General features: G+C 65.2%; 15 protein-coding genes. 11 read left to right on the top strand and 4 right to left on the bottom strand.

The features are described 5' to 3' along the window. The first annotated feature begins 49 nt into the window (after nt 1-49). From ACGK9R_RS08760 to apaG, 4 genes are read left to right on the top strand one after another with little or no spacing between them, the layout of a single operon-like run. On the top strand, nt 50-1,111 hold the full coding sequence (locus ACGK9R_RS08760) for a peptidylprolyl isomerase (RefSeq protein WP_394580298.1): 1,062 nt from the start codon (nt 50-52) through the stop codon (nt 1,109-1,111). Then, entirely contained in the window at nt 1,111-2,166 is a 1,056-nt protein-coding gene (gene pdxA, locus ACGK9R_RS08755; RefSeq protein ID WP_394580296.1) for a 4-hydroxythreonine-4-phosphate dehydrogenase PdxA, read from the top strand. The genes ACGK9R_RS08760 and pdxA overlap by 1 nt, the downstream gene beginning before the upstream one ends. 50 nt (nt 2,167-2,216) lie before the next feature. Continuing rightward, complete coding sequence (gene rsmA, locus ACGK9R_RS08750) at nt 2,217-3,035, top strand: 16S rRNA (adenine(1518)-N(6)/adenine(1519)-N(6))-dimethyltransferase RsmA (RefSeq protein WP_394580294.1); 819 nt, start codon at nt 2,217-2,219, stop codon at nt 3,033-3,035. Next, nucleotides 3,032-3,409: a Co2+/Mg2+ efflux protein ApaG gene (gene apaG, locus ACGK9R_RS08745; RefSeq protein WP_394580292.1), complete on the top strand. Its 378-nt coding sequence runs from the start codon at nt 3,032-3,034 to the stop codon at nt 3,407-3,409. The genes rsmA and apaG overlap by 4 nt, the downstream gene beginning before the upstream one ends. A 9-nt stretch (nt 3,410-3,418) precedes the next feature. On the opposite strand, the gene ACGK9R_RS08740 is transcribed toward apaG, so the two are convergent. Next, complete coding sequence (locus ACGK9R_RS08740; RefSeq protein ID WP_394580290.1) at nt 3,419-4,858, bottom strand: FAD-dependent oxidoreductase; 1,440 nt, start codon at nt 4,856-4,858, stop codon at nt 3,419-3,421. A 409-nt stretch (nt 4,859-5,267) separates the two neighbouring features. On the opposite strand from ACGK9R_RS08740, the gene ACGK9R_RS08735 reads away from it, so the two are divergent. Then, entirely contained in the window at nt 5,268-6,083 is an 816-nt protein-coding gene (locus ACGK9R_RS08735; RefSeq protein WP_394580288.1) for a symmetrical bis(5'-nucleosyl)-tetraphosphatase, read from the top strand. 1 nt (nt 6,084) lies between these two features. Beyond that, nucleotides 6,085-7,197: a polynucleotide adenylyltransferase gene (locus tag ACGK9R_RS08730; RefSeq protein ID WP_394580286.1), complete on the top strand. Its 1,113-nt coding sequence runs from the start codon at nt 6,085-6,087 to the stop codon at nt 7,195-7,197. 42 nt (nt 7,198-7,239) lie between these two features. Here ACGK9R_RS08730 and folK read toward each other — a convergent pair whose 3' ends face one another. Both folK and folB read right to left on the bottom strand, forming a co-directional pair. Further along, nucleotides 7,240-7,752, bottom strand: a complete 513-nt coding sequence (gene folK, locus ACGK9R_RS08725; RefSeq protein ID WP_394580285.1) for a 2-amino-4-hydroxy-6-hydroxymethyldihydropteridine diphosphokinase — start codon at nt 7,750-7,752, stop codon at nt 7,240-7,242. Further along, nucleotides 7,749-8,129 carry a dihydroneopterin aldolase gene (gene folB / locus ACGK9R_RS08720; RefSeq protein WP_394580283.1) on the bottom strand — a complete coding sequence of 127 codons (381 nt, stop codon included), beginning with the start codon at nt 8,127-8,129 and terminating at the stop codon, nt 7,749-7,751. The genes folK and folB overlap by 4 nt, the downstream gene beginning before the upstream one ends. Before the next feature lie 66 nt (nt 8,130-8,195). Here folB and plsY point away from each other — a divergent pair, with 66 nt between their 5' ends. Continuing rightward, a complete protein-coding gene (gene plsY / locus ACGK9R_RS08715; protein ID WP_394580281.1) occupies nt 8,196-8,795 on the top strand; it encodes a glycerol-3-phosphate 1-O-acyltransferase PlsY in 600 nt (199 codons plus the stop codon). Here the strand turns inward: plsY and tsaD are convergent. Continuing rightward, a complete protein-coding gene (gene tsaD, locus ACGK9R_RS08710; protein WP_394580279.1) occupies nt 8,792-9,838 on the bottom strand; it encodes a tRNA (adenosine(37)-N6)-threonylcarbamoyltransferase complex transferase subunit TsaD in 1,047 nt (348 codons plus the stop codon). The two genes, plsY and tsaD, sit on opposite strands and share 4 nt — an antisense overlap. Before the next feature lie 143 nt (nt 9,839-9,981). On the opposite strand from tsaD, the gene ACGK9R_RS08705 reads away from it, so the two are divergent. The 4 genes from ACGK9R_RS08705 to rpoD all read left to right on the top strand — a co-directional run bounded on the left by ACGK9R_RS08705 (nt 9,982) and on the right by rpoD (nt 15,970). Continuing rightward, nucleotides 9,982-11,412: an amidohydrolase family protein gene (locus ACGK9R_RS08705; RefSeq protein WP_394580278.1), complete on the top strand. Its 1,431-nt coding sequence runs from the start codon at nt 9,982-9,984 to the stop codon at nt 11,410-11,412. A gap of 213 nt (nt 11,413-11,625) precedes the next feature. Continuing rightward, entirely contained in the window at nt 11,626-11,841 is a 216-nt protein-coding gene (rpsU, locus tag ACGK9R_RS08700) for a 30S ribosomal protein S21 (RefSeq protein WP_016416934.1), read from the top strand. Nucleotides 11,842-12,021: 180 nt separating this feature from the next. Continuing rightward, complete coding sequence (dnaG, locus tag ACGK9R_RS08695) at nt 12,022-13,875, top strand: DNA primase (RefSeq protein ID WP_394580276.1); 1,854 nt, start codon at nt 12,022-12,024, stop codon at nt 13,873-13,875. A gap of 238 nt (nt 13,876-14,113) precedes the next feature. Next, nucleotides 14,114-15,970: an RNA polymerase sigma factor RpoD gene (gene rpoD / locus ACGK9R_RS08690; RefSeq protein ID WP_394580274.1), complete on the top strand. Its 1,857-nt coding sequence runs from the start codon at nt 14,114-14,116 to the stop codon at nt 15,968-15,970. The last annotated feature ends 89 nt before the right edge of the window (nt 15,971-16,059 follow it).

The following is a 16,059-nucleotide window of genomic DNA, read 5'->3' as shown; positions in this document are numbered from 1 at the left end:
TTGCCTTGCACGGCGCGGTGACTTCATTCAACAGCGAAGAGATGTGTGTATGACGACTCAACAAGACCTGACCCAGGCGCGTCGGGTAACCCGATTCAAACGGCTCTCGACGGTCACCGCGCTGGCGCTCTGCCTCGGCGCGGGCGCAATGCTCGGCAGCGCCGCGGCGCTGGCCCAGAACGCTCAGAACGGCTTTCAAAGCGGCTTTGGCAACAGCCAGCGTCAGGCGCTCGATAGCGTCGTGGCGGTGGTCAACGACGGCGTGATCATGAAAAGCGAGCTCGACGATCGGGTCAGCCAGGTCGAGCAGCAGGCCCAGGCCCAGGGCGGTAACCTGCCGCCGCAGCGCCAGCTCCAGGAGCAGGTGCTCGAGCGCATGGTGCTCGACGAAATCCAGCTGCAGATGGCCCGCCAGGCGAATCTGAGCGTCGACGACACCGAACTCAACCGCCAGCTTCGAAGCATCGCCGAGTCCAACGGCATGAGCATGGACGCCTTCGCCGACGCCCTCGAAGCCGACGGCCTGACTCTGGCCTCCGTGCGCGAAGAGGTGCGCCGCGAAATGCTCATGCGCCAGGTGCAGCAGCGTCAGGTGCAGCAGCGTGTCAACGTCAGCGAGCGCGAAGTCGAGCGCTTTCTCGAACAGCAGGGCGGCCAGCAGAATCAATCCTTCATCGAGGAGCGCCGCGCCCGCCACATTCTCGTCGAGCTGAACCCGACCCGTAACGATGACCAGGCTCGCGCTCGCGCCGAGCAGGTGCGCTCGCGCCTGCAGCAGGGCGAGGACTTCGCCGCCGTGGCGCGCGAGTTCAGCGACGACCGCGGCAGCGCCCTGAACGGCGGTGATCTTGGCTGGGTGCGCCCGGGCCAGACCGTGCCGGCTTTCGAGGAGGCGATGAGCGCGCTGAGCCCGGGCCAGATCTCCGCGCCGGTGCGCTCGCAGTTCGGCTATCACATCATCGAGGTGCTCGATAGCCGCCGCCAGGACGTGACGAATGAGAGCCGCCGCGACCAGGTACGCCAGGCGATCTTCCAGCGCCGCGCCAACGAAGAGCTGCAGAACTGGCAGCGCGAAATCCGCGAACAGGCCTTCGTGGACATCCGCCTGTAATGTTGCCAAGCGCTCCCTTGCCGCTGCTGGTCACTACCGGCGAGCCGGCGGGCATCGGCCCGGAGCTTACGCTGATGCTGGCCGCGCAGAAACGCCTGGCGCCGGGAACGCTGGCCGTGGGTGACCCGAAACTGCTCGCCGAGCGCGCCGAGCAGCTGGGGCTCGAGGTCGATATCGTCGAGGTCAACGGCTTCGATCAGCTCGATACAAACGCCGCCAGGCCGCAGCTCGGCGTTTGGCCGGTGTGGCTTCGCGCGCCCTGCACCCCCGGCGTGTGTGACCCGGCCAACGCCGCCTACGTGATCGAAACGCTCGAGATCGGTGTGCGCGCCTGCCGCGAGGGCAAGGCCGGCGGTATCGTCACCGCGCCGCTCAACAAGGGCGTGATCATCGACGGCGGCTTTACCGGCTTCACCGGCCACACCGAGTGGCTGCGCGACGCCTGCGGGGTCGACGAGGTGGTGATGATGCTCGCCACCGACCGCGCCCTTCACGCCCAGCGCAGCGAGTGGACCGGCAGCGCTGACCTGCGCGTGGCGCTTGCCACCACGCATCTGCCGCTTCGCGAAGTGGCCGATGCCATCACCTTCGAGCGCCTGACCCGCATCACGACGCTTCTCGCCGAGGATCTGACCCGCCAGTTCGGCATCAGTGCGCCGCGCATCGCGGTGTGCGGGCTCAACCCTCACGCCGGTGAAGAGGGCCACTTGGGGCATGAAGAGATCGAGATCATCGCGCCTGCGATCGCGCACCTGCGCGGCCTTGGGCTCGACATTCGCGGCCCGTACCCGGCGGATACGCTCTTCACGCCGAAGCACCTCGACGGGGTCGACGCGGTGCTGGCGATGTATCACGACCAGGGACTGTCGGTGCTAAAGTATGCCGGGTTCGGCCAGGCGGCCAACATCACCCTGGGCCTGCCGCTGGTGCGCACCTCGGTCGACCACGGCACCGCGCTCGACCTCGCGGGCCGGGGCGTGGCAAGCCCGGAAAGCCTTCGGGTCGCGATCGACCTGGCGCGAACGCTCAGCGAACGCCGTGCGCGCCCCGCTTAGCCTTCTTCAACCCCGTTACACGCTTTCTCCTACTCAAGGACCTTGCTTCGATGTCTCAAGCGCCTCTTCAACACCGCGCCCGAAAACGCTTTGGCCAGAACTTTCTTCGCGACCCCGGCACCATTTCGCGCATCGTGCGCGCGATCGGCCCGGCGAAGGGCGACCGGCTGATCGAGATCGGCCCGGGCCAGGGGGCGCTGACCGAGCCGCTACTGGAGGCCAACGGCGCGCTCGAAGTGGTCGAGCTCGACCGTGACCTGATTCCCGGGCTCAAGGTGCAGTTTTTCAACTACCCGGAGTTCGTGATCCACGAGGGCGACGCGCTGAAGTTCGACTTTCACGCCCTCAAGGGCGACGGCCCGGCGCTGCGCGTGGTAGGTAATCTGCCCTACAACATCTCCACGCCCTTGATCGTGCATCTTCTCGGCATGGGCGCGGCGGTGAAGGACATGCACTTCATGCTGCAAAAGGAGGTAGTCGAGCGCCTTGCCGCCGAGCCCGGCGGCACCGACTGGGGGCGGCTGTCGGTGATGGCGCAGTACTACTGCCAGGTCGAGCAGCTCTTCATCGTACCGCCGGAGGCCTTCGTGCCCAGGCCCAAGGTCGACTCGGCAATCGTGCGGCTCACGCCGTTCGAGGCGCCGCCTCATCCGGCGGAGGATCCCGCGCTGCTGTTCGAGCTGGTCAAGCTCGCCTTCGGCCAGCGGCGCAAGACGCTGCGCAACAACCTGAAGGGCCGGGTCAGCGTCGAGACCCTCGAGGCGCTTGGCATTGACCCGGGTCGGCGCCCGCAGACGTTGAGCGTGGCCGAGTACGTCATGATCGCCAATCAGGTGGCGCGCGACGACGCCGAGCGGGGTGAGCCGTGAGTGGGCTTGATATCGAAGTGAGCGTGGTGCCCGAGTACTGCCTGGAGGAGTCGAGCGTGAGCGAATCGCGCTTTGTGTTCAGCTATACCGTGACGGTGCACAACCAGAGCCCGCACAGCGTGCAGCTGATGGCGCGCTACTGGAAGATCACCCAGGGCAGCGGCGACGCCCAGGAAGTGCGCGGCAAGGGCGTGGTCGGCCAGCAGCCCCTGATCGGCCCCGGCCAACGCTTTCGCTACACCAGCCGGGCGATTCTGCAGACCCCGGTCGGGGTGATGGAAGGCGCCTACACGCTGCTCGATACCTACACCCAGCGCGCCTTCGACGCGCCCATCGCGCCGTTTCGCCTCGCCGCCCCCCGCCAGCTCCACTGAGCGTGTGAATCAGACGCGGCCTTGCGTCAGCGCCTCATCCAGATGAATGCCAAGGCGCAGGGCGAGCTGTACGATGGTCAATGTCGGGTTGGCGTGGCCGGCGCTGGCGAACACGCTGGAGCCGGCGACGAACATGTTCGCTTGATCGAACAGCCGGCAGTTGCGATCGACCACGCCGAGGCGGGCGTCGTCGCTCATGCGCGTGCCGCCCATGTGGTGGCGCCCGGCGATTTCGCCGTCGACCGGAAGCATCACCGGCTCATTTACCAGCCAGTCGGCAAACTGCACCCGGCCGATATTCTCCTTTAGCAGATACTCGGCCAGCAGCATCAGGCTTTCGCGGATGGTGTGGCGATCCAGCGCCGACTGCTGCCACACCAGCCGACTTCGCGGCACGCCCAGCGCGTCGCGCTCTTCCATGAGTTCCACCGCGTTGTCGAAACGCGGCTCCTGCTCCCAGGCGGCGCGCAGGTAGACGCCGTGGGCGGTGCCCACGCTTTGGACAAGGGTTGCTTCGAGCCCCGGCGCCTCGGCAGCAAGTGCCTGGGAAAGCTCGCGGGTGGCCTCCGGCGCCATGCGGTGCAGGCGCAGCCCGCAGTTGAGAATGCCGCGCTCGCGCATCGCCGCAGGGGTGGGCGAGAGGTAAACGTTGTAGTCGACGTCGAGCCCGAAGCGGGCGGATTCGAAAATTAGCGCCTGGCCGATCGTGGCGTGGGGATGCTCCATCCAGTAGCGCCCGAGTGCGGTGGTATCCGTTACCAGCCGGCCGCCGCTTTGCTCGTTGCACCAGAGCAGCAGCCGCGAGTTTTCGATACCGCCGCAGGCGAGTACGAAGGCGCGAGCGCGGATCGTCTTGCGCCGACCTTCGAAGTCCTTGAGGATAGCCGCCTCGACCCGGCCGTCGCCCACTGTGAGCCCCACCAGATTGGCGGTCAGGCAGTAGGTGAGGGTATCGAGCCCGTTGAGCGTGGCGGCGAACTTGTCCTTCATGCGGGTCGGGTGGCCGAGGGAAAAGCGCACCCGGTCGAGCCCGGCGCCGGGAATCGGCGTATCCGGCGCAATCGTCTCCAGATCCAATAGCGCCGCCGCGGCGGCGTAGTAGGGCTCCAGGTCCGCCCGGCGAATTGGCCAGCGGGTTTGCGGCGCGGCGGCCCTGGCGGTGAAGTCGTGGCTATCGAGCGGGCGACACACCCCGCCCCAGTGATTGGTCGACCCGCCCAGGTAGCGCAGCCGGATACTGGCCAGATCGAGGTACGTATCGCCCAGGGTGTCGCCGCGGTAGAGCGCCTGAGAGCGCTCGCTGAAAGAGGCCTCGCCGCCTTCGCACAGAAGCACCCGGTGGCCCTGCTGGGCGAGCGTCATCGCCAGGGTGATGCCCGCCGCTCCCGCGCCGATCACACAAGTGTCGAAAGTCTCGCGCTCGTCAAGCGCTTCGAAGGGCTGATACATTAGCGCTTTTCACCCGCAAGGTCGGCAGGGCTCAAAAGCCAGCCGTTTTTGAACCGAGGGGCACTCGACGGCTCGAGCGCGGCCCATACGACGGGCGCTCCTGGCAAAAGCGCGCCGCCTGCGCCAAGCGAAAACGTTTTCAACAGCGCCCGTCGGCCGGGGCGGGCTGGCAATTGCAGTGGTGCATTCGCATCAAACGTCGGCCCGGTGGGCCTTGAGTGAGGTTCATTCATCGTCGTCGCCCGTTCGCGCAGGGAGGGTTCTACCTGACTATGAAAACTATAGTAGCGCCAGGGCGACGCGTGCGGCGGGCGTTTCATTCAACGCTTTGACATCCGCTCGCCCACCCAGCGGCTTTGCACGAGTCCTGGCGTGACGGTGCGCGGTATTTCACGACTAACGGGGTTTCATGAGTATCTATGCCATTGGCGATCTGCACGGCTGCCACGCGGAGTTCGTTGCCCTGCTGGAGAAGCTCGCTTTCGATCCGGCCCGCGATACGCTGTGGCTGGTGGGCGATCTGATCAACCGCGGTCCGGGGTCGCTTGCGTGCCTGCGCGAGGCCAAACGCCTTGGAAGTGCGGCGCGCTGCGTGCTGGGCAACCACGATTTTCACCTGCTGGTCGCGGCGCGCGGCGGCGGTCGGCTGAAAAAGCGCGACACCCTCGACGGCATTCTGAACGCGCCGGAGCGCGAGGCGCTGCTCGACTGGCTGCAGGCCCAGCCGCTGGCGGTATTCGATGAGCGCACCCTGATGAGCCACGCCGGAGTACTGCCGAGCTGGAGCGTCGAGGCTGCGCTTGGCTACAGCGCCGAGGTGCAGGCGATGCTTGAAAGCGAGTCCGCCGGGGCATTTCTCGAGGCGCTTTATGGCAATAAGCCTGCGCGCTTTACCGAGTCGCTCGAGGGCATGGACCGGCTGCGCGCGCTGGTCAACGTCTTCTGCCGGATGCGCTTCATCAGCGCCGATGAAACCCTCGACTTCGACGCGAAAGAGGGGCTCGATAGCGCCCCGGCCGGGTTTTACCCCTGGTTCCAGTTTCCGCGCGGTGACGACACCCGCTTGATTTTCGGCCACTGGGCGGCCCTCGAAGGCAAGACGCCGAAAGCGCGCATCGACGTGCAGGCGCTGGATACCGGCTGCGTCTGGGGCGGTCGGCTGACGGCGATGAACCTCGCCACCGGCGAGCGCACCTCAGTGCCAAGCCGCCAGGAGGGCACCTGACATGGCCGGAAACGACGCGCTCGACGGGCTCGAAGTGTACCGGGTAGGCGGCGCGGTGCGCGATACGCTGCTGGCGTGGCCGGTGTATGACAACGACTGGGTGGTAGTCGGCGCCACGCCGGAAGAGATGACCCGGCGCGGCTTCAAGCCGGTGGGCAAGGATTTTCCGGTGTTTCTGCACCCGGAAACCTTCGAGGAGTACGCCCTGGCGCGTACCGAGCGCAAGGCCGGGCGCGGCTACGGCGGGTTCGAGGTGCACGCAAGCCCCAACGTGACCCTCGAGGAGGATCTCTTGCGCCGAGATTTGACCATCAACGCCATCGCCCAGCGCCCGGATGGCTCGCTGGTCGACCCCTTCGACGGCCAGGGCGATCTCGCGCGGCGCTATCTGCGCCACGTTTCCCCGGCCTTTGCCGAGGATCCGCTGCGGGTTTTACGTACCGCCCGCTTTTTGGCCCGCTATGCCCGCCTTGGTTTTCGCATCGCCGAGCAGACCAAAGCGCTCGCGCGCCAGGTCGTCGAAAGCGGCGAACTCGAACATCTGGCCGCCGAGCGGGTGTGGGTCGAAACCGAAAAGGCGCTGAAGGAGCCAACCCCACAGGCGTACTTTCAGGCACTTGAAGAGTGCGGTGCGCTTGCGTACTGGTGGCCGGGGCTCGGCCAGCATCTGGACCAGGCCCTCGCGCTTTTGCAAAACGCTCCGCAGGCGGCTGGTGTGCTCGCCCACTGGCGCATGGCGCTGCTGGCAAGCGCCCTGGAGGAGCCGGAGCGCGAGGCGCTCATTAGCCGACTGCGTTTGCCCAACGCCGTGGCGGCGCTGTGTCGTCACGTGGCGCTGACCCGGGCGCTTTTGCGCGAACCCGACACGGCGGATGCCGTGTTTGACTGGCTCGAGCGCCTCGACGCCTTTCGCAAGCCCGAGCAGGTCACCGCGCAGCTCGCGCTGGTGGCGATGCTTGACCCCGAGCGTGAAAGCGCGCTCGCGGCGGCGTTTCAAGGCGCCCGGGCGGTCAGCCCCCAGGCGCTGATGGCCGAAGGGCTTCGCGGCGGCGAGCTTGGTCGGGCGCTTCGCCAGCGGCGCCGGGACGCCGTTAGCGAGGCGCTGGGATTGTAAGAGCGCGTGAATAGTGAGGGGTGAAAAGAAAAGGGAAACGTATCAGGGCGATCGCCGCACGCCGCACCAGGTGAAGGGCACCGGCCAGAGGCGCTGGTCGCGAAAGTCGGCGCGCGCGAGAAGCTTCGCGTAGGGCGTGCCGCAGCGCGGGTGGGGCTGGTTCGGCAAAAGCTCGGCGAGTGGGGTGAGCACGAAGGCGTAGCGGGTGATATCCGCGCGCGGAAGCGTCAGCTCGTCGAGCGCCAGACACGTATCGCCCACGCTCAGTAGATCGATATCCAGCGCCTTGGGAGCGTGGCGGCGCCGGGGCCCCGGCGGGTTCTGCGCCGCCTCCTGGCGTTTGGTCCAGGCGTTTAGCGCCAAGGCACTCCAGTCGCTTTCGAACGCGGCGACCGCGTTGAAGAAGTTGGCCGCACCCGGGCAGCCGACCGGCTCGCTCTCGAAGATGCGCGAGAGTCTGACCGCGCCGAAGGTGCGCTCGAGAGCGTCGAAGCAGGGGCCCAGATAGACCTCGGGGGCGGCGCTGCTGCCAAGCCCGAGACAGACCAGGCTCACGGCGTATCGCTTTCGAGGGTGGCGGGAAGCTCGCCGCGGGTGATTTCGAGACCCACGCTTTGCGCCGCGGGCACGGCGGCAGGTTTACGCACCGCCAGACGCAGCCAGCTGATCGGAAACTCGTGGCGCAGGCATTCGCAAAGCCGCTCGGCGAAGGTTTCGATCAGCGCGAACTGATGCTCGTCGGCGAACTGCTGGATACGCTGGCAGATCGCGGCGTAGTCGAGCGTCAGGTGCAGGTCGTCGGTTGCGGCGGCCGGGCGGATGTCGGTGGCAAGGGTCAAATCCAGGCGCAGCGACTGGGTAATGGTGCGCTCCCAGTCGTAAACGCCGATAACGGTTTCAATCGCCAGGCCTTCAATTAAAATACGATCCATACGCTTTATCCCTCACAATCAGGACCTAGTGTACGTGAGCAGCCCAACGAACGATACATGGACGGGATGAGTACGCCCCTGTGGCCGGCGCTTGGCTGGATGCTGCTGGGCTACGTCGGCGCCGGCTGGCTCGGGGCGATTCTCGTCTGCCGGCTGGCGGGCGTGGCCGACCCGCGCCAGCGCGGCTCGAAAAACCCCGGTGTCTCCAACGTGCTGCGCCTTTACGGGCCCAGGCTTGCCGCCGCTACGCTTACGCTCGACGCTGCCAAGGCGGCGCTGGTGCTCGGGCTGGTCAAGGCCCAGGGGCAGCCGGTGTGGGTGCAGGGCGCGGTGGGGCTTGCGGTGCTGCTGGGCCACAGCTACCCGCTCTGGCACCGCTTTCGCGGCGGCAAGGCGGTGGCCTGCGCCTTCGGCACGCTGCTGGTGCTGGTGCCCTGGGTGGCACTTGTGTGCGCAGCGTGCTGGGCGCTGCTCGCCTGGCGGCTTCACACCGCGGCGGCGGCCTCTCTACTCAGTGCGCTGGCCGCGCCGCTTCTCACACTTTGGCTGGCGCCGGACTACACCTTCGTGGTCGCCGCTTTCACGCTGGTGGTGTTTGTGCGCCACGCGTTCAATATCCGCCGCCTGCGCTCCGGCGAGGAGCCCGACCTGCGCCGCCGCCGCTAGGCATCCGGCGCGGCAAGCTCGTTGAGCGGCCAGCGCGGCGTGGCCTGCATCAGGCCAGTGTGCCCGCGCTCACCGGCGGCCAGGCGCAGCGCGCCGACGTAGGCGATCATCGCGCCGTTGTCGGTGCAAAAGCGCGCGCGCGGGTAGAAGGTTCTGGCGCCGCGCTTTTCGGTTTCGATTGCCAACCGCTCGCGCAGGCGCGTATTGGCGCTGACCCCGCCGGCCATCACCAGCCGCTTGAGCCCGGTCTCATCCAACGCGCGGCGGCACTTGATCACCATGGTATCCACCACCGCTTCCTCGAACGCTCGGGCCACGTCGGCACGCGCCTGGTCGTCGAGCGCGCCGTCGGCCTCGAGCTTCTTGATCGCGGTCAGGGTGTGGGTCTTGAGCCCGGAGAAGCTGAAGTCGAGACCGGGGCGGTCGGTCATCGGCCGGGGAAAGCGAAAGCGCGCCGAGTCGCCCCGCTCGGCGAGCTTCGCCACCTGGGGGCCGCCGGGGTAGGCCAGGCCCAGCATCTTGGCCGCCTTGTCGAAGGCTTCGCCTGCGGCGTCGTCGACGGATTCGCCGAGTAGCCGGTAGCGCCCGAGCCCGGCGACCTCCACCAGCTGGGTGTGCCCGCCGGAAACCAGCAGCGCAACGAAGGGAAAGGCCGGGGCGCTCTCCTCGAGCATCGGCGCCAGCAGGTGGCCCTCCATGTGGTGCACGCCCAGCACCGGTATATCCAATGCCCGTGCCATGCCGTGGGCGGTGCTCGCGCCCACCATCAGCGCGCCCACAAGCCCTGGCCCCGCGGTGTAGGCGATGCCGTCGAGCTCGCGCTTTTCAAGGCAGGCGTCTGCCAGCACCTGGTCGATCAGCGGTAAGAGCTTGCGCGTATGATCGCGCGAGGCGAGCTCCGGCACCACGCCGCCGTACTCGGCGTGCATCGCCACCTGGCTGTAGAGCGCATCGGCTAAAAGCCCTTCACCGGCTGGCTTTTGGGTGTCGAAGATCGCGACGCCGGTTTCATCGCAGGAGGTTTCAATGCCAAGCACTCGCATAAGGGTCTCTGTCCAGAACGCATATAGAGTGATTTTATCACGCTTGCACACGCGTCGCCCCAGAGCGAACGCGCCTACCGTTTGACGCCGGGGAGGGCTCGACTAGGTTTAGTAAGGTCATTCATTCACACAAGGAAGTCGTCATGCGGGACTCGTTGACTATCACTCGGCGCAAGCTTCTCAGTGGAATGTCCGTTCTGGCCGGGTCGAGTCTGATCATCCCCGGTGCCTACGCCAGCGATACGAGCACGGAGAGCGACGAGGAGACCGAGAGCGAGTCGCCGCGGCGCTGGTGCATCAAGAACGCTACCGTCCTGACGATGGAGCCGGGCCAGGCGCCGCTTACCAAAGCCGATGTGTGGGTCGTCGACGGACGCATCGAAGCGGTAGGCGAAAGCCTGGACACTGGCGACAGCGAAATGATCGACGGCGAAGGCTGCATCGTCATGCCGGGGATGGTGGATACCCACAACCACATGTGGCAGACCCAGATGCGCGGCATGTTCGGTCAGCGCGAAGGTAGCCTGTTCTTTCCGGTGACCAAAGAGCTTGGCGAACACTTTCGCCCGGGGGATACCTGGATTGGCGAGTACCTGGCGGCGATGGAGAACGTCAATGCCGGGGTGACCACCAGCAACGACTTCTTCGATAACAACCGCGGTCCGGAGCATAGCCAGGCCGCGCTCGAGGCGCTCGCCGCCTCACCCCTGCGTGCACGGCTTCTGTTCGGCAACGAAAGCAAGACCACCGATGGTCAGATCGATCTCGAGCGTCTTACCGAGCTTCACGAGAACTGGGAGCGCTACGCCGAGCGCGGAAGGCTTTCGCTCGGGCTTGCCTGGCGGCTGCCGGAGAATCTCGACAACCAGGACGCCATGGCCATGAAGCGCCGCGAGTTCGATACCGCCCGCGAGATGAACCTGCCGATCGCCGTGCACGTCAGCGGCGAGAACCACCATGGCATGTTCCAGACGCTGATCGACGGCGACTTTTTGATTCCCGAGCTGCAGGTGGTTCACGCCACCGACGCCCGCGAAGAGCACATGGACGCACTCAACGAAGCGGGCGCGAGCCTGGCGCTGACGCCGATCACTGAGCACCGGGTCGCCTACGGCCTCACGCGGCTTTCCCACTTCGAGCGCGTCGAGCGTCAGGGGCTAGGCATCGACGGCAACGCCCTGGCCGGCAGCGGCGACATGTTCGAGATAATGAAGCACGCCGCGCTGACCGAAATCGCCGCCAGCGAAGACGAAACCAGCGTCGACTGCGAGCGGCTGGTGGCCCTGGCCACGCGGCTGGGCGCGGAGTCGATCGGTATGGGCGACGAGATCGGCACGCTCACGCCCGGCAAGCAGGCGGATCTGATCATGATCGACACCAAGCGGATCAATCTGGGCATGCTGCCCACCGAGCCCTATGCCTTCACCGTGTTCGCCGCTACCCCCGCCGATGTGTCGCTGGTCGCCGTGGGCGGGCGCATCGCCAAGCGGGGTGGAAAGCTTCTCGACATGGACGAAGAGCAGATCGCCTCGCGCATCGACGCCTCGCTTTCCCATCTGCGCGACAATCTCTAGCGAAGGCGGGCAGGGCAACAGGCCGCGTTGAGCTGCGGCCTCAAGCCGGTTGCAAAGTAGCGGTTTCACGACTAGACTACTTGGCGCTGTAAAAAGGGTCGTACACTGTATCTTTAACGTCTGAATGGGCGTGTTTTGCGTCTGTGACAACGTGGTATTAAGCGGTGTGCGCACTATCCGAACTCAAGACTCCTTAAGGTAGGTGAGTGCTTAATGCCTTCTGTAAAAGTACGTGATAACGAGCCGTTTGACGTCGCCCTGCGTCGCTTCAAGCGTTCTTGCGAAAAAGCCGGCGTTCTCTCTGAAGTACGTCGTCGCGAGCATTACGAGAAGCCGACTGCCGAGCGCAAGCGCAAGGCCGCTGCTGCGGTAAAACGTCACGCCAAGAAGCTTCAGCGTGAGCGTAAGCGTTTCGAACGGCTCTATTGATCCGTACCCAGAAACACCCGCCTCGGCGAGTGTTTCAAGAGGGATGCCAAACGGCCGCCGTCAGGTGGCCGTTTGTTTTTGGCTCGAGACCGTTTCAAGTGAGCTAACCCAAGGCGGCTTGGTTTAGCTCATTGTGTATTGGCTCACTGTCGCCTTGCCCCGCCCAGGAAAGCCCACGCCATGGCCGGACAGATTCCCCAGCGTTTCATCGATGATCTTCTGGATCGCACCGACGTCGTCGAGGTGGTGGGCGAGCGCGTTCAGCTCAAGAAAAGCGGACGCAACTACTCGGGGCTCTGCCCGTTTCACCAGGAGAAGACGCCCTCCTTCACGGTCAGCGCGGACAAGCAGTTCTATCACTGCTTCGGCTGTAGCGCCAACGGCAACGCGCTGCGCTTTTTGATGGAGTACGAGAAGCTTTCGTTTCCCGAGGCGGTCGAGCAGCTCGCCGCTCGCCTTGGCCTCGAGGTGCCGCGCGAAGGTGGCAGCGACCCGCGTCAGCAGCAGCGCGAACAAAAGCGCAAGCAGGCGGTGAGCCTGCTGGAGCTGGCCGGCAGCTTCTACCGCGAGCGGCTGAAGATGCAGGAAGGAAAGCCCGCGCGCGACTACCTTGAAAAGCGCGACCTTTCCAGAGAGGTAATCGCCGCCTACGGTATCGGCTTCGCTCCGGATAGCTGGGAGGCGCTCAAGCAGCATCTCGGCGCCAAAGGCGTGAGCGAAGCGGTACAGATCGAGTACGGCCTTCTGATCCAGAAAGAGGAGACCGGGCGCACCTATGACCGCTTTCGCGACCGGGTAATGTTTCCCATCCGCGATCTGCGCGGGCGCACGCTGGGCTTTGGCGGGCGTATCATGGGCGAGGGCCAGCCCAAATACCTGAACTCCCCGGAGACCCCGGTGTTTCACAAGGGGCGCGAGCTTTACGGGCTTTATGAGGCGCGAAAGGCCAGCGCGAAGCTCGAGCAGCTGATCATGGTGGAAGGCTACATGGACGTGGTGGCGCTGGCGCAGTACGGCATCCACAACGCCGTGGCAACGCTTGGTACCGCGACCACCGAGGATCACTTGCACCGGCTGTTCCGACTGGTGAGTCGCGTGGTGTTCTGCTTCGACGGCGACCGCGCCGGGCGCCAGGCGGCGAGCCGGGCCCTGGAGACGGCGCTGCCGCAGATGATCGACGGGCGCGAGGCGCGCTTTCTGTTTCTGCCCGAAGGCGAAGACCCGGACTCGCTGGTACGCCGTGAAGGTGAGAAAGCGTTTCAGGATCGCGTCACCTGCGCGATGCCGCTTTCGGAGTTTCTCTTCGAGCAGGCGGGCCAAGGGCGCGATTTGAATACGGTGGAAGGGCGCGAACGCTTTGCAAGCCACGTGCTCAAGGCGCTGGGCCGGGTGCCCGAGGGCATGCTCCGCTCGCTGCTGCTCGAGGAGCTGGCCAAACGCAGCGGGCTCGAAAGAGTACAGCTTTACGCCATGCTCGAGCGCTCCGAGTCGGCTCGGCCCCGGGCCGAGCAGCAGGTCGAGGCTTACGCTGCGCCGGCGTTCGATGGGCCGCAGGAGGTGCCGCACTCGATTGCCCCGCCGAGCAAGCCCCGCCCGGCGGGGCGCCGGGTGCTCTCGAGCGTGGAGCGGGTCAGTCAGCTGCTGCTACGCGAGCCGCGGCTGATCGAGGCGCTGCCCGAAAGCCTCGACTGGCTGCCGGAAAGTGACGAACAGGCGCGGTTGTGTCGCGAGCTGATCACGCTTTTGCGCGCCGGGCGCTACAAGAGCCCCCAGGTAGTGCTGGCGCATTTTCAGGGCAGCGAAGAGGGGCAGCGGCTCGCCGAGCTCGCCCGCCGGGAGCTTCTGATCCCTGCGGCCACGCGCGAGGCCGAGCTTTCCGGGCTGGTCGAGCACTTGCTCACCCGGCAGCGAAAGCGCTCGCCGGAAGAGGAGTACAATGCGCTGCTCGCCCAGGAGCGGGCGGGGCAAAAGCTCGATAAAAGCCAGCGGCAACGTTTGGCCGCCCTGGTGGTCGAACTCGCACGCAGGCAGTAGCGCTAAAACGTCAGGTATGAGTGCGGCGAACGGGTTGAAATCCCGCAGCCAGGCGCCATATTCAAGAACATCAGAGCCTTGTATAGGCTTAACCGAGTAAATTAACACACCTGGTGGGCGGCGCAAATACATTGTGCTGGGAAAAATGCGCTCATTTGCGCTATAATGTTCGGCTTATTGAGTTCAATCGATTGAGCGCCCCAGGTGTTTCATTCTTCTTCGTCGAGATAGGGTTTCTATGGCTGGAAATGCGCAGCAGCAGTCACGTCTGAAGGAGTTGATCGCGCGCGGCAAGGAGCAGGGTTACCTGACCTATGCCGAGGTCAACGATCATCTACCCGAGGATATCGCCGACCCGGATCAAGTGGAAGACATCATTGGCATGATCAACGACATGGGTATTAGTGTCGTTGAGGAAGCGCCGGATGAAGACACTTTGATGATGTCGGATCACTCCACGGACGAGTCCGCTGCGGAAGAGGCCGTTGCGGCTCTCGCCGCCGTGGAAAGTGACGTCGGTCGCACGACCGACCCGGTGCGCATGTATATGCGCGAAATGGGCACGGTCGAGCTTCTAACGCGTGAAGGCGAGATCGAAATCGCCAAGCGGATAGAAGAGGGCACCCGCGAGGTGATGTCCTCGCTTGCCTACCTGCCGGGTGCGGTCAGCTCCATTTTGCAGGCCTACGACGCCACCCAGGATGAAGAGGCCCCGGGGCGCCTGTCGGATCTGTTCTCCGGGTTCATCGACCCGGACGAAGGCATTCCTGGCGTTGCCGAAGCCGAAGCGCCGGAGCCCGAAGAGGAAGCCGAGCTTGCCGACGGCGATGATCTCGACGGTGACGACGAGGACGAAGACGACGACAGCACCGCCAGCGAAGGCGGCCCGGACCCGGAAGAGGCGCGCGCGCGTTTCGAGCAGATTCGCGAGCAAAACGCCGCGGTAGAAGCTGCTTACACGAAGCACGGTCGCGGCAGCGCCGAGCTCAAGTCCGAACAGGCGCGCCTGGCGGAGCTGTTCTCGCCGATCAAGCTGGTGCCCAAGCACTTCGAGCGTCTGGTGGGCCAGGTGCGCATCAGCGTCGAGCAGGTGCGCGCCCAGGAGAAGGCGATCATGCAGCTCTGCGTCAAAAAGGCCAAGGTGCCGCGCAAGCTGTTCATCAAGTCCTTCCCCGGTAACGAGTCCAACCAGAGTTGGCTCGATACCTTCCAGGACGAGCAGCCAAAGTACGCTGATCGCCTCGAGCCGCTGCGCGCCGATATCGCCCGCTCCCAGCGCAAGATCGCCTTCGAGGAGGACATGGTCCAGCTGATCGTGGCCGATTTGAAGGAAGTCAACCGCAAGCTCTCGATCGGTGAAGCCAAGGCGCGTCGGGCGAAGAAAGAGATGGTCGAGGCGAACCTTCGCCTGGTGATCTCGATCGCCAAGAAGTACACCAACCGCGGCCTGCAGTTCCTGGATCTCATCCAGGAGGGCAATATCGGCCTGATGAAGGCGGTGGACAAGTTCGAATACCGCCGCGGCTACAAGTTCTCGACCTATGCCACCTGGTGGATTCGCCAGGCGATCACCCGCTCGATCGCCGACCAGGCGCGCACCATCCGCATTCCGGTGCACATGATCGAGACGATCAACAAGCTCAATCGCGTATCACGCCAGATGCTCCAGGAAATGGGTCGCGAACCGACGCCGGAAGAGCTTGGCGAGCGTCTTGAAATGCCGGAAGACAAGGTGCGTAAGGTGCTCAAGATCGCCAAGGAGCCGATCTCCATGGAGACGCCCATCGGCGACGACGACGACTCGCACCTGGGCGACTTCATCGAAGATGGCACCATGCTGCTGCCGATCGACCTGGCCACCGGCGAAGGTTTGATCGAAGCCACCCGCAACGTGCTGGGCGGACTGACCGCCCGCGAGGCGAAGGTGCTGCGCATGCGCTTCGGTATCGACATGAACACCGACCACACCCTCGAGGAAGTGGGCAAACAGTTCGACGTTACCCGCGAGCGTATCCGCCAGATCGAAGCCAAGGCGCTGCGCAAGCTGCGCCACCCCAGCCGCTCGGAGCCGCTGCGCTCGTTTCTCGATGAGTGAGTGGTAAAGAGTGAAGAGTAAAAAGTAAGTCGTGAGTCGTAAAAAGCCCGCCGTTCATCGAACGGCGGGCTTTTTTGTGCTCAAGCGGA

It is taken from the genome of Halomonas sp. HNIBRBA4712, assembly GCF_043558675.1.
GTDB lineage: Bacteria > Pseudomonadota > Gammaproteobacteria > Pseudomonadales > Halomonadaceae > Vreelandella.
This window is presented reverse-complemented; position numbering and strand designations above follow the sequence as displayed.

Coding starts and splice junctions, on each gene's coding strand:
- ACGK9R_RS08760 (WP_394580298.1), top strand. CDS start 50: ATGACGACTCAACAAGACCTGACCCAGGCGCGTCGGGTAACCCGATTC.
- pdxA (WP_394580296.1), top strand. CDS start 1,111: ATGTTGCCAAGCGCTCCCTTGCCGCTGCTGGTCACTACCGGCGAGCCG.
- rsmA (WP_394580294.1), top strand. CDS start 2,217: ATGTCTCAAGCGCCTCTTCAACACCGCGCCCGAAAACGCTTTGGCCAG.
- ACGK9R_RS08740 (WP_394580290.1), bottom strand. CDS start 4,858: ATGTATCAGCCCTTCGAAGCGCTTGACGAGCGCGAGACTTTCGACACT.
- ACGK9R_RS08735 (WP_394580288.1), top strand. CDS start 5,268: ATGAGTATCTATGCCATTGGCGATCTGCACGGCTGCCACGCGGAGTTC.
- ACGK9R_RS08730 (WP_394580286.1), top strand. CDS start 6,085: ATGGCCGGAAACGACGCGCTCGACGGGCTCGAAGTGTACCGGGTAGGC.
- folB (WP_394580283.1), bottom strand. CDS start 8,129: ATGGATCGTATTTTAATTGAAGGCCTGGCGATTGAAACCGTTATCGGC.
- plsY (WP_394580281.1), top strand. CDS start 8,196: ATGAGTACGCCCCTGTGGCCGGCGCTTGGCTGGATGCTGCTGGGCTAC.
- tsaD (WP_394580279.1), bottom strand. CDS start 9,838: ATGCGAGTGCTTGGCATTGAAACCTCCTGCGATGAAACCGGCGTCGCG.
- ACGK9R_RS08705 (WP_394580278.1), top strand. CDS start 9,982: ATGCGGGACTCGTTGACTATCACTCGGCGCAAGCTTCTCAGTGGAATG.
- rpsU (WP_016416934.1), top strand. CDS start 11,626: ATGCCTTCTGTAAAAGTACGTGATAACGAGCCGTTTGACGTCGCCCTG.
- dnaG (WP_394580276.1), top strand. CDS start 12,022: ATGGCCGGACAGATTCCCCAGCGTTTCATCGATGATCTTCTGGATCGC.
- rpoD (WP_394580274.1), top strand. CDS start 14,114: ATGGCTGGAAATGCGCAGCAGCAGTCACGTCTGAAGGAGTTGATCGCG.